The sequence below is a fragment of the Marivita geojedonensis genome, from assembly GCF_002115805.1.
GTDB lineage: Bacteria > Pseudomonadota > Alphaproteobacteria > Rhodobacterales > Rhodobacteraceae > Marivita > Marivita geojedonensis.
In genome coordinates, this window is sequence record NZ_JFKC01000026.1 from 1 (window position 1) to 12,551 (window position 12,551).

The 12,551-nt window shown below is 59.7% G+C and carries 13 protein-coding genes; 6 read left to right on the forward strand and 7 right to left on the reverse strand.

Annotated elements, in window-relative coordinates; translation table 11 throughout:
* The first annotated feature begins 64 nt into the window (after positions 1–64).
* A complete protein-coding gene (locus tag MGEO_RS18020; protein ID WP_085640978.1) occupies positions 65–883 on the forward strand; it encodes a DUF6473 family protein in 819 nt (272 codons plus the stop codon).
* A gap of 49 nt (positions 884–932) precedes the next feature.
* Here MGEO_RS18020 and MGEO_RS18025 read toward each other — a convergent pair whose 3' ends face one another.
* The 5 genes from MGEO_RS18025 to MGEO_RS18045 form a co-directional block, all read right to left on the reverse strand.
* Positions 933–1,862, reverse strand: coding sequence for an electron transfer flavoprotein subunit alpha/FixB family protein (locus tag MGEO_RS18025; RefSeq protein ID WP_085640980.1), 930 nt, complete (start codon positions 1,860–1,862; stop codon positions 933–935).
* Positions 1,862–2,620: an electron transfer flavoprotein subunit beta/FixA family protein gene (locus MGEO_RS18030; RefSeq protein ID WP_085640982.1), complete on the reverse strand. Its 759-nt coding sequence runs from the start codon at positions 2,618–2,620 to the stop codon at positions 1,862–1,864. Before MGEO_RS18030 ends, MGEO_RS18025 begins: the two co-directional genes overlap by 1 nt.
* 168 nt (positions 2,621–2,788) lie before the next feature.
* Positions 2,789–3,910: a M48 family metallopeptidase gene (locus MGEO_RS18035; RefSeq protein ID WP_085640984.1), complete on the reverse strand. Its 1,122-nt coding sequence runs from the start codon at positions 3,908–3,910 to the stop codon at positions 2,789–2,791.
* Positions 3,907–5,199, reverse strand: a complete 1,293-nt coding sequence (locus tag MGEO_RS18040; protein ID WP_408607528.1) for a DUF898 family protein — start codon at positions 5,197–5,199, stop codon at positions 3,907–3,909. The genes MGEO_RS18035 and MGEO_RS18040 overlap by 4 nt, the downstream gene beginning before the upstream one ends.
* Entirely contained in the window at positions 5,093–7,408 is a 2,316-nt protein-coding gene (locus MGEO_RS18045; RefSeq protein WP_085640986.1) for a DNA topoisomerase IV subunit A, read from the reverse strand. The genes MGEO_RS18040 and MGEO_RS18045 overlap by 107 nt, the downstream gene beginning before the upstream one ends.
* Before the next feature lie 138 nt (positions 7,409–7,546).
* Between MGEO_RS18045 and MGEO_RS18050 the strand changes: the two genes are divergently transcribed.
* From MGEO_RS18050 to MGEO_RS18065, 4 genes are all read left to right on the forward strand, one after another.
* Complete coding sequence (locus MGEO_RS18050; RefSeq protein WP_085640988.1) at positions 7,547–8,113, forward strand: SH3 domain-containing protein; 567 nt, start codon at positions 7,547–7,549, stop codon at positions 8,111–8,113.
* Position 8,114: 1 nt separating this feature from the next.
* Entirely contained in the window at positions 8,115–8,942 is an 828-nt protein-coding gene (locus tag MGEO_RS18055) for an SDR family NAD(P)-dependent oxidoreductase (protein ID WP_085640989.1), read from the forward strand.
* 70 nt (positions 8,943–9,012) lie between these two features.
* Positions 9,013–9,213, forward strand: a complete 201-nt coding sequence (locus MGEO_RS18060; RefSeq protein ID WP_085640991.1) for a twin transmembrane helix small protein — start codon at positions 9,013–9,015, stop codon at positions 9,211–9,213.
* Between the two features lie 3 nt (positions 9,214–9,216).
* On the forward strand, positions 9,217–9,789 hold the full coding sequence (locus MGEO_RS18065) for a cob(I)yrinic acid a,c-diamide adenosyltransferase (protein ID WP_085640993.1): 573 nt from the start codon (positions 9,217–9,219) through the stop codon (positions 9,787–9,789).
* Between the two features lie 60 nt (positions 9,790–9,849).
* Here MGEO_RS18065 and MGEO_RS18070 read toward each other — a convergent pair whose 3' ends face one another.
* Together MGEO_RS18070 and MGEO_RS18075 are read right to left on the reverse strand one after the other, a co-directional pair.
* Positions 9,850–10,167 carry a DUF1244 domain-containing protein gene (locus MGEO_RS18070; protein ID WP_085640995.1) on the reverse strand — a complete coding sequence of 106 codons (318 nt, stop codon included), beginning with the start codon at positions 10,165–10,167 and terminating at the stop codon, positions 9,850–9,852.
* 16 nt (positions 10,168–10,183) lie between these two features.
* Positions 10,184–10,921, reverse strand: a complete 738-nt coding sequence (locus MGEO_RS18075; RefSeq protein WP_085640997.1) for an N-formylglutamate amidohydrolase — start codon at positions 10,919–10,921, stop codon at positions 10,184–10,186.
* A gap of 155 nt (positions 10,922–11,076) precedes the next feature.
* On the opposite strand from MGEO_RS18075, the gene pyk reads away from it, so the two are divergent.
* A complete protein-coding gene (pyk, locus tag MGEO_RS18080) occupies positions 11,077–12,522 on the forward strand; it encodes a pyruvate kinase (protein ID WP_085640999.1) in 1,446 nt (481 codons plus the stop codon).
* Positions 12,523–12,551: the final 29 nt, after the last annotated feature.

The window sequence follows — 12,551 nt, forward strand, 5'->3', positions numbered from 1 at the left end:
CCCTAGCGATTTGAGAACCGAATCGCCGCAGTTTCATCCTCGGGTGAAATGAAAGGGTGGGGATATGGATATTTCCTCAAGGCGCGATCCGTCGATCGATTATGCGCCGTGTCGTTATAATGGTTCTCGATTATGGTTCAGAGGGCCGCGAAAAGCGCTTCGGTCTGAATATGTTGCCTGCCTTGGCGGGAGCGAGGTTTACGGACGTTATCTTCTGCGTCCGTGGCCCGATCTGCTTGAGGATCAGCTTTCCTGCCCGGTGGTGAACCTTGGTATCGAAAATGCCGGAATTGATGCGTATCTGAATGACCCCGGAGCCCTTGTGACGGCGTCCAACGCACAAGCAGCGGTCATTCAACTGGCATGCAGCCATAACACGTCGAACCGCTTCTATTCCGTGCATCCCCGGCGGAACGACCGCTTCCTGAAAGCATCACAGGCGTTGATATCGCTCTATCCGGAGATGGACTTCACTGAAGTGCATTTCACGCGTCATCTGCTGTCGCGGTTGCAGTCGATTTGTGCTGAACGGTTTGAACTGGTGGCCGAAGAGGTGCGCTGCGCCTGGCAGGCGCGGGTGCGCAAACTGATCAGTCACATGAATGGTCAGTCCTTCCTGCTGTGGTTCGCGCCCGAGCCTTTGCGTGACGGGACATCAACGGCGCTTTCGGAGGAGCCGTTCCTGACGCGGAATACGGTGGCTGCTCTGACGCCACTTGTGTCCGGATTGCTGGACGTGGTTCCCGAGATGTGGCGGGCCGGGGACGAGGAGCTTTTGGTCCCGCCGCTTGAACATGCACGGGCAGAGCATCTGTCCGGACCCGTCGCGCATCGGCAGGTGGCGGATCGGGTCGCGCAGGCCGTGATTCCGGTTCTGCAATGAAAAAACGGCGCGCCGGTGTGGCGCGCCGTTCCAAGATCTGTGAAGGCGATCAGCCGAGCTTTTCTGTCAGCTCCGGGACGGCCTCGAAGAGGTCGGCGACCAGTCCGAAATCCGCGACCTGGAAGATCGGCGCTTCTTCATCTTTGTTGATGGCAACAATGATCTTGCTGTCTTTCATGCCTGCAAGGTGCTGGATGGCGCCCGAGATACCGACAGCGATGTAAAGATCGGGGGCAACGACCTTGCCGGTCTGGCCTACCTGCCAATCGTTCGGTGCAAAGCCCGAGTCAACCGCTGCGCGCGATGCGCCGACAGCGGCGCCCAAGGTGTCGGCCAGTTTCTCGATCATCGCAAAGTCTTCTTCCGAACCGACGCCGCGGCCACCGGAGACAACGACGCCCGCCGACGTGAGTTCGGGGCGATCGCTCTCTGCGACCTTGTCCTCAACCCATTCGGACAGGCCGGGGTTTTCACCCGCAGCGATGGCCTCGACGGAAGCGGACCCACCGGTCGCTGCCGCGTCAAATGTCGACGTCCGGAAGGAAATCACCTTGGTGACGTCCGAGGACTTGACGGTCTGGATCGCGTTGCCAGCGTAGATCGGACGCTCGAACGTATCGGCGTCCGCAACGGCGGTCACATCGGTCAGAACCATGACATCCAGAAGCGCCGCAACGCGGGGCAGGATGTTCTTGGCGTCGGTCGTTGCGGGTGCAACGATGTGGCTGTAATCACCGGCCAGCGATGCAATCAGGGCCGCGACAGGCTCGGCCAGACGATGACCGTACAGAGCGTCTTCAGCCAGCAGAACTTTGGAAACGCCATCGATGGTGGCCGCTTCGTCAGCTGCAGCCTTGGCGCTCGCGCCAGCGGCCAGAACGGTCACATCGCCGAGTGACTTGGCTGCTGTCACGGCCTTCGCGGTGGCGTCCATCGCCAGCGCGCCGTCGGAGATTTCGGCAATCAGAAGAACGGCCATTACACAGCTCCCACTTCTTTGAGTTTCGCAACCAGTTCGTCGACCGAACCCACCTTGATGCCTGCCGCCCGCTCTTCGGGTTCAGATGTTTTCACGATCTCAAGGCGTGGCGTCACGTCTACGCCGTAATCAGCGGCTGTCTTTTCATCGAGAGGCTTCTTCTTGGCCTTCATGATGTTCGGCAGCGATGCGTAGCGCGGTTCGTTCAGTCGCAGGTCGGTCGAGATGATCGCGGGCATCTTGACCTTGACGGTCTGAAGACCGCCATCGACTTCGCGGGTCACAACCGCGCTGTCACCGTCGATGTCGATGTTGTTGGCATACATTGCCTGGCTCCAGCCCAGCAGGGCGGACAGCATCTGGCCGGTGGCGTTCATGTCATTGTCGATTGCCTGCTTGCCGCAGAGAACGAGGCCGGGCTCTTCTTCCTTGACGATGGCGGCAAGGATTTTCGCGACGGCCAGCGGTTCGATATCGGTGTGAACGTCATCGGCTGCCACGACGAGGATCGCGCGGTCGGCACCCATGGCGAGCGCGGTACGGAGCGTTTCCTGGCTCTGCTTGACGCCGATGCTGACGGCAACGATCTCATCTGCCTTGCCTGCCTCTTTAAGACGGATTGCCTCTTCCACGGCGATCTCGTCAAAGGGGTTCATCGACATCTTCACGTTGGCGAGATCGACACCCGAACCGTCCGCTTTGACGCGAACTTTCACGTTGTAATCGATCACGCGTTTGACAGGTACCAGGACCTTCATGGGCGCGTTCCTCTCGTTGGGATCGCAGCAAAATCTGCGATTCTGACGTTTCGTTCCGGGCAAGGGATACCCAACACTGGGCAGGGGAAACAGGGCAAAATCGTCACGTTAGCGCCATCGGACGTCGCGTTTTTCAGGAAATGGCAAGTCCGATGCTGTGATGCGGCATCAATCGCAAATGTTTTGCAGCGCGCGCCATTCCTGCGCAGTCAGGATCGGAACTGCTTCGAATCCCTTGGGTGTGGCGTCGCGCGCGGCCTGAATGCGGTCTCCCAACGCGGGGTGGCTCAGGAAATGAGCAACGAAGGGGCCGGCATCCCCGCCCAGTTCGCGAAACCGTTCGAACATCGTTGCGAGCGACGACGGGGCAATGCCGGCATCGCGGAGCACCGCGTGTGCAAAGACATCGGCGTCGGCTTCGGCTTCCTGCGAATATTGCGCTTCGATCAGACGCTCTGCGAGAAACAGAACAGCTGCTCCACCGGCGAAGTCGCCAAATAGAAGCCCCAGAACACCCAGCGATCCTGCCGAGCGCAGCGCGTGGCGTGTCGGATCGCGGCTGACCACATGACCGATTTCATGTGCAAACACCGCCGATATCTCTTCAGGCGTCTGCGCCTCGTCGATGAGCCCACGGAAGAACACGACGTAGTTCCCTGGAAGGGCAAAGGCGTTGATCATGTCGTGGTCCAGCACTGACACCGTCAGCGGGTGAGGTTCGGGCAAGGCGGCCTGAAGGCGATCTTCCATCTTGGAGAGGGCTGCAAGACCATCGCGGTTGTCACACACCGGTACGGGGTTCAGTCCGGTCTGGTCGAGCGCCGTGCGGATTTGTTCGAACGTGACCTCGCCCAATGCGCGTTCGCCTTCGGGCGGGATGAAGCGCGCCAGCTGGTTCGCCATCGTCGGAACAAGCACAAAGATGATCAGGGCCACTGAGGCGACCGCAGCGATGGCCCAGACGATCAACGGTCCTCGCTTTGTGACTTTCGCGCGCTTTGTCCGGTTTGGCAGCCGAGGAGCGAGGTCGTGATCGGGAAGGAAGATGCGCTGCACGGGGTCGTGTGTCAGCTGGATCACCATATGATCCTGACCGGCCTGATCCGCGAGTTCACGAACGTCGGCAAGTGGCCACTTCAGAGGTTCTCCGGACCCGACACTCCCGACGAGGCACTGGTTGTCTTCATCGATTGTCAGGCTGATTGGCACTGGCATGGCGCGACTGCCGTCAAAATACGTACCGGAGGCAGAAAACGGTTCTGGCGCGCGGCCGACACGGAGCACGGTCATAGTGAAGCCCCCACGTCGAGAGCATCCGCAAAGCCTTCAGCTTCCTTGAATTCATCCCGCGGGCGCTGCCAGATTTCGGCAATGGCCTCTTCGGGCGACAATGTGAGGCTCGAAAAATAGTGTCGTATGACAGGCAGGGTCACAAAGACATTCGTCAGTGCGGACCAGAGCAGGAAGATGGTGAAATAGGCCATGACGCTGAGTGCGATGATCGCGATGCGGCCCAGCCCGGCAATCGGCGCCACCATGTCTTCCAGACCCATCTCGGACAGCACGTCGGCCGATTGCACGAGTAACAGAAGCAGTCCCAGCACGACCATTGGGATGAACACGGCCACCGCCGCAAGCATTGTGCCCAGAACGTAGATCATCATGACACGAAACGCACTTGGCGACAGCGTGAGCCGTACGCCATTGATCGTTTTCGTTTCTGTCAATCGGCGCAGCGCATCGACGCGGTAGTGGACCAAGCCGTAGAACCCAACCAGCCCGGCAACGATCAACAGGCCTATGGCGAGAGGGACACTTTCGGCCAAAAGCGCAGCCCCGCCCGCCAGGGCAATCGCCAGAGCGAGGAACATGGGTTTCATGGATGCATAGAGCATGGTCCACGTCCCACCCTGCGCCATGCGGGCGGTGCCGAAGAAGGTTCGGTCGACCTTGTATTTCTCCAGCCAGAAGGTCATGCGTGGCATCAGAAGCCCAAGGCTCAGGATTGTGACTGCCCAGTGCAGGACTGCGCGCCACGCGTAACCCCATGCCCCCGGTTCCAACCCAAACCGCAAGCCCCGCCAGCGTGTCCGGGCCAGAATGTATCGCCGGGCGCGATACTGCGCGAAAAACCAGAGCGGGATGACCCCGACCAAGCTGACCGCATAGGCTGCGAAATTGTCCTGAAACAGCGAAAAACTGGCGAACATCAGGATCAGATTCACGATCCCGATATAGAAGGCCATCACCACCACGGCGAACAGAAACCCCAACAGCTTTTCGATCGGGTCGCCCACATATTCCAACGGGTGCCCGCCGGGACGGATTGAGGACCAGTACCAGCGCCGCAGCCGTGTGCGCATCCAGAAGCGATAGAAGCCAAGCGTCAGAACTGTCAGGACGCCGGTCTTGAGGGCGAGCCAGAACAGCGCGCTCCTGCTGCCGACAACTTCTGTTGTCAGTGTGTGCGGGTCAGGTAAATGTGTTGTCTCTCGGGAAGCCGCGGGGGGCCATGCGCCCGGTTCCGGCGCGCTTTCCGGTCCACTCGGCGAGCTCTGTCTCTGTTCTGGTGCGCCCAGCCGGGTCGCGCCAGGTGAGGCCTTCTCCCAAGGTGAAGGTGGTTGCATCCGACAGGCCCCCGTCCTTGTACTTTTGCAGCCGCACGCCTTTCCCGCGTCCCATTTCAGGTAGCTCGTCCAATGCAAAGACCAGCACCTTACGGTTTTCACCAACAACGGCCACCGAGTCACCAACTACAGGTTTGCACACCTTGGCGCGCACGTCTCCTTTGACGTTGAGCACCTGTTTGCCCGCCCGTGTCTGCGCCACGACGTCGTTCTCGGGCACGATGAAGCCATCGCCCGCACTGGAGGCAACCAGCAGCTTTCGGTCGGGGTGGTGAATGAACAAATCGACGATGGCGGCTTCGTTCGGCAAATCAACCATCAGGCGCACAGGTTCCCCCATGCCGCGCCCACCCGGAAGATTTGCGGCTGAAAGCGTGTAGAACCGACCGTTGGAGCCAAAGACCAGCAGGCGATCCGTGGTTTCGGCATGGAAGATGAAACGAGGCCCATCGCCGTCTTTGAACTTCAACTCGCGGCTGAGGTCGATATGCCCGGTCATGGCCCGGATCCAGCCCATCTGGCTGCACACAACCGTAATGGGTTCACGCTCGATCATGGCTTCCAGCGGAACCTCTTCCACTTCCGCCGCCTCTTCGATCAGCGTGCGGCGCGCGCCGCCTTCATAATTCTTGCCAAAGGCCTTTTTGACCTCTTTCAACTGCTCGGCAATCGCATCCCATTGCAATTCACCGCTTTCAAGCAGGTCCTCGAGACCGGCACGTTCCTCCATCAGGCGGTCGCGCTCGGCCACAAGCTCCATCTCCTCCAGCTTGCGCAGGCTGCGCAGGCGCATGTTCAGGATCGCTTCGGTCTGGATTTCGGTCAGGCCAAGTTCATCATCACTCGCCACCATAAGCGGTGACACATATTCCGCCTCGTTGAGGGCGCGGGGGTGATCTTTGCCCCAGTCTTCGCGCATGAGAGCGGCTTTTGGGTCGTCGTCATAGCGGATGATGTCGATCACACGGTCAAGGTTCAGGAAGGCAACGATCAGGCCCTCCAGCACCTCGAGCCTGTGATCGATCTTGTCCATCCGGTGCTGGCTGCGGCGGATCAGAACCTCGCGCCGGAAATCGAGGAAGGCCCGCAGAACTTCCTTCATCGAACAGACTTTGGGGGTCAGTCCGTCAATCAGCACGTTCATGTTCAGGCTGAAGCGAACTTCCAGGTCCGAGTTTCGGAACAGCATGTTCATCAGCACATCCGGGTCCACGTTCTTGGATCGTGGTTCCAGAACCATGCGGATGTCATCGGCGCTTTCGTCGCGGATATCCGCGAGGATGGGCACTTTCTTGGTCTGGATCAGTTCGGCAAGACGTTCGACCAATTTGGATTTCTGCACCTGATAGGGAATCTCGGTCACGATGATCTGCCACTGACCGCGGCCCAGATCCTCGACTTCCCACTTGCACCGCAGGCGCATGGACCCACGACCGGTGCGATAGGCCTGCGCGATGTTCTCGCGCGGCTCAACGATCACGCCACCGGTCGGGAAATCCGGTCCCGGTACGTAGTTCAGAAGCGTGTCGTCCCGGGCGTCCGGCACCTTGATCAGATGCAGGCAGGCGTCGATCAGTTCCGCAATGTTGTGCGGCGGGATGTTGGTCGCCATGCCCACCGCGATGCCCGACGCGCCGTTTGCAAGAAGGTTCGGAAACTGGGCAGGCAGGACGACCGGTTCTTCCAACGTCCCGTCATAATTGGCGCGATAATCGACGGCGTTCTCGTTCAGCCCTTCGAGAAGCGCTTCGGCGACATTGGTCAGACGGGCTTCGGTGTAACGGGCGGCGGCGGGATTGTCCCCGTCAATGTTGCCGAAATTGCCCTGACCATCGACCAGCGGGTAACGTACGTTGAAGTCCTGCGCGAGGCGCGCCATGGCGTCATAGATCGCTGCGTCGCCATGCGGGTGATAGTTCCCCATCACGTCGCCGGAAATCTTCGCCGACTTTCTGAAGCCCCCGGTGGAATTCAGACGCAGTTCGCGCATTGCATACAGGATACGGCGATGCACGGGTTTCAATCCGTCCCGCGCATCGGGCAACGCACGGTGCATGATCGTCGAAAGCGCATAGGTCAGATACCGTTCGCCGATCGCTCGACGCAGCGGTTCCGCGAAGTCGCGGGGGGTCATCTTGGGGTCATCGACGTCATTGGCCATAGATGATGTGATACTCACCCCCTCTGAGGCCGTAAAGCAATTGAGGGAATATTTTTTGCGTTTCCCCTTCGGCCCAGGGCGAGAATCGCAGTATTGTCTTGCGGCGGTTGCGTGTTTCGGCCGCTCTGGGGGATTGTGATGAACAAGTACATTCTTGTGGCGTTCGCGTTTTTGGGCGTCGGTTTTTATGAATTGTCGGGCGGATCAGATTTTGAGCCGGGTACCAATTCGCTTGTGGTTTTCGCTGAACCCAAGCCGGCTGCGCCCAAGGAAAAACCGGCACTGGTCGCCCGCGCAGACACGTCCGAGCCGAGCCTGACCGATATCGCGCCCACGCGTGCCCCGGCGCGTGCCGTTGTGGAGTCCGCCCCCGACGAAAGCGTGGCCGGTCTGGCACTTGTCAAACTGACTCCGTCTGAGTCGCCCGATCTGCCACTGGAAACAGAGACGGTTGCGGCTCCTGCCGAAGCGGAAATCCTCCCGGAACCTGTTGCTCAATCGGAACCCGATCTGCGATTTGTCGATGGCGACACCGTCAATCTGCGTGGCGGTCCGGGCACCAATTTTGCTGTTGTTGGAAAACTCTACCGCAACGACATGGTCGAGGTGCTCAAGGACGAGGGCAATGGCTGGCTTCATCTGCGTGATACGCTCACCGGTGATGAAGGCTGGATGGCGGATTGGCTTGTGACGGCTGCCAACTGACGTGACCGCGAAGACCATCCTGATCACCGGCTGTTCTTCAGGCATCGGTCTCGACTGTGCCCGAAGACTCAAATCGCAGGGATGGACGGTTTTCGCGTCCTGCCGGTCAGAAGAGGATTGCCGCGCACGGCAGGACGAAGGGTTCTTGGCGCCCCGGCTCGACTACGAAGACCCCAAGAGTATTGAGTCCTGCGTTGCGGAGGTGATGGGTCAGACCGGCGGCACGCTTGACGCTGTTTTTCACAATGGCGCATATGCGTTGCCCGGGCCGATCGAAGACATACCTGCCGCAGGGATGCGGGCGCAGTTCGAAGCCAACTTTCTTGGATGGCATGAGCTTAATCTGCATCTTTTCCCTGCCATGCGGCGTCAGGGCGGTGGTCGGATACTGTTCAATTCGTCTGTCTTGGGGCTGGTCGGGATGAAATGGCGCGGCCCCTATGTGGCGACGAAGTTTGCTCTGGAAGGGTACGCCGATGTCCTGCGGATGGAGATGGCCGAGGCCGGTATTCATGTTGTTCTGATCGAACCGGGACCGATTGAGACAGCATTCCGTAAGAATGCCATTCGTCAGTTCGAGAAATGGGTCGACTGGACGTCCTCGGCACGGCGGGAGCAGTATGAAAGGTCGCTCCTTGATCAGTTGCACAAAGGCGGCAGCGCCAAGGCGCAGTGGCCTGCGTCTGCGGTGACCGATGTCGTGGTACGGGCCCTGGCGGCGAACCGGCCCAAAGCCCGCTATGGGGTAACGACACCGACACACGTCATGGCCATCGCGCGCCGTATTCTGCCGACCCGGGCGCTGGACTGGCTTTTGTCCAAAGGCTGACTTTTCATTCGCCTTACGCCGCGATACGGCTACATCCGCCAGTACACGAAGCGAAGGAAGTCAGCCCGCCATGATGCAAGACCCACTTTTCATTATTGCTGCCATTGCCTGTCTGGCAGTTGTGGCCGTCCTGCTGTTTGGCATCGGCAGTTTCGCCAAAGGCGGCGAATTCAACAAGAAATACGCCAACAAGGCGATGCGCCTGCGGATCATTGCACAGTTCGTCGCGGTTCTGCTGATCCTGCTCTTCGTTTGGATGCGGGGAGAATAAGCCATGGTTGTCCTGAACAAGATCTACACCAAGACCGGGGATGACGGGGAAACCGCACTGGGCAATGGTGCGCGCGTTGCCAAACATTCGATGCGCGTCACGGCCTATGGCACGACGGACGAATTGAACTCCGTCGTGGGTTTGGCACGGTTGCATGCAGAGGGAGTCACCGACACCCGTCTGTCGCTGATCCAGAACGATCTGTTTGACCTCGGCGCTGACCTCTGTCGTCCGGACATGGAGAAAGATGCCGATGCCGAATATCCCCCGCTGCGCATTGTCAGTTCGCAGGTGGATCGGCTGGAAGCCGAAATCGACGAGATGAATTCGGGTCTCAAGCCGCTGCGCAGCTTCATTCTGCCCGGAGGATCAGCACTCTCTGCGTATTTGCATCAGTGCCGCACCGTGGCGCGCAGAGCCGAACGCTTGACCGTGGAGCTTGCGACGATGGAAAGCGTAAACCCCGCGGCGGTGAAGTACCTTAACCGTCTGAGCGACTGGTTCTTTGTTGCCGCGCGGGTGGCGAACGACAATGGCACAGCAGATGTATTGTGGGTGCCGGGCGCGAACCGCTAGGTCAGGCCCGAAGCATGCCGCGCCAATTCCCGGTCTTCCGGGAATTGGCATGTTTCCACGTCAGCCCTGCTTGTCAGTGACGTTGTCCTTGAAGGCTACTTCGAACGCTGCTTTCTGGGCGTCGGTCGCTTCGGTCTGATAGCGCGCCTTCCATTCGGACATCGGCATTCCGTAGAAGACCTCGCGCGCCTGTTCCTTGTCCATTTCGATGCCGCGCTCGTTCGCGGCTTCCTGATACCACCGGCTCAAACAGTTGCGGCAAAACCCGGCCAGGTTCATCATGTCGATGTTTTGCGCGTCGGGCCGATCCTCGATCAGGTGCTGGCGAAGGCGGCGGAATGCGGCGGCTTCGATTTCGAGTTTCGTCTGTTCGTCCATTCTTGCGTCCTCCGGATCACTCTTTTGTCTGAGCCAGTGCCGCTTCCAGCATCGGCGCCAGTCGCGTACCCCATGCGGTCTGAGCCGCATCGGTCTCAATAAGGTCGTTTCTTAGTTCAATAAGTGTGTTCAGCCGCCCGTGATGCAAGGCATGCCGATCTATTGCGTCACCGGGCAGATGCCCCGGATAGGGTTCATTGCGCCCTACGACGAGATCGGGTTCGGCTTCCAGCGCTGCGATGAGCGGGTCCGAGAGGCGGCGATCATAGGCGTGCAGGATGCCAATGTGCCAAGGCCGGCTGGGTCTCGACTTGAGTTGCCGAGTGAACGAATGCACCGCAACGATCACCGTGTCCTCACGGCGTGAGGCCAGCGCATTCAGCGCCTCATGGTAAGGACGGTAATAAGCGTTCAGTCTGCGTTCTTTTTCGGTGGCATCCGCGTTCCGGTTTCCAGGGATCACTGAGCCGTCGTAAAGCCGCATCAGCAGCGTGGGATCATCTTCCCCCCGGTTCGGATCAATGACCAGACGGGAGAAGTTTGACAGGATGGCCGGTGCGCCAAGCGCGTCCGCAATGGCGCGGGTCACACCCGCTGCACCCGGGTCGTAGGCGATGTGCCGGGTCATGTCGGCTTCGGGAAGCCCCAAATTGCCGCCGAGGTCCGGAGGCACGGTGTTGGTTGCATGGTCGCAGGTGATCAGCCAACGCGACTCGCGGTTCTCGCCATGAATGAAATAGGGTAGGTACGTCATAGGTGTGTGATCTCCCGGACGCATCAGATAGTGGAGTTGCGCAGGAAATGGAAATGGGCAATAACCCGCACCTAAAGTTAGCGGTAACATAAGCGCCGCACTGATGCCCGCGAACAGCAAGTTCGCCCAAGTTAAGTTGAAGGACAGGTTTCCGAATGAGACGTTTGCGGAATGTGAAAATCGTGGCCACCCTTGGGCCGGCTTCCAGCAGCTATGAGATGATCCGCGCGCTGCACGAGGCCGGGGCGGATGTCTTTCGCTTGAACATGAGCCATGGCAGCCATGCCGAAATCGCCGAGCGGCATGCCATCATCCGGCAGGTCGAGAAGGACCTCAACAGCACGATCGGTATTCTGGCCGACCTTCAGGGGCCGAAGCTTCGCGTCGGTGTGTTCGCCAATGGCGCAGAAGATCTTGTCGAGGGCGCTTCGTTCCGGCTGGATCTGGCCGAGGAGGAAGGAACGGCTTCGCGGGTGACGCTCCCGCACCCCGAGATTTTCGCGGCTCTTGAACCTGGCGCACACTTGCTCGTGAACGACGGCAAGATCCGTTTGAAAGTCGAGAAATGCGGGTCCGACTTCGCGGATTGTGTCGTGGTGACGGGTGGGACGATTTCTAACCGCAAGGGTGTCAACGTGCCCGACGTGGTTCTTCCTTTGGCGGCGCTGTCCGAAAAGGACCGTGAGGACCTGGAATTCGTGGCGGATATCGGTGTCGACTGGCTTGCCCTCAGCTTCGTTCAGCGGGCTCAGGACGTGATCGAGGCACGTGAACTCTGCAAGGGGCGGGCTGCGATCCTGTCCAAGATCGAGAAGCCCGCAGCGGTCAAGGCGTTTGATGAAATTCTCGAAGTCTCTGACGGCATCATGGTGGCGCGCGGTGATCTGGGTGTCGAACTGCCGGTGCAGAATGTGCCACCGATCCAGAAACGCCTGATCCGCCGCTGCCGCGCTGCGGCCAAGCCGGTGATTGTGGCGACCCAGATGCTGGAGTCGATGATCGAGTCACCGATGCCGACCCGTGCGGAGGTGTCCGATGTGGCAACCGCGATCTACGAAGGCTCGGACGCGATCATGCTCTCTGCGGAATCGGCAGCGGGCGATTACCCGATTGAGGCTGTGACCACGATGAACAACGTGGCGGAAGAGGTCGAAAGCGACCCCACCTATACCGAGATCATCGAGGCGTCCCGCGCCGCAAAACGTGCAACTGTTGCCGATGGGATCGTCGCCGCTGCGCGTGAAATCGCGGAAACCACGGATATCAAGGCGATCTGCTGCTTTACCTCTTCGGGGACAACCGCGCTTCTGACCGCGCGCGAACGCCCGCGCGTTCCGATCATCGCGATGACCAGCTCTGTGGGGACGGCGCGTCGTCTGTCGCTGACCTGGGGTACGAAATGCGTGATCACCGGTGATCTTGAGCGCTTCAAGCAGGCGGTCGTGAACGCGGCCCGTGCGGCCCGGTCCGGTGGATATGCTGATGAGAACGATCAGATCCTTGTGACTGCAGGTGTGCCGTTCAACACGCCGGGTACAACGAACATTCTTCGTGTGGCACCGTGCGACGAACGTTTGATCTACAATACTGATCCGGAGTAACCTTTCCCGCAGAGTAAAAAGTAGGGACA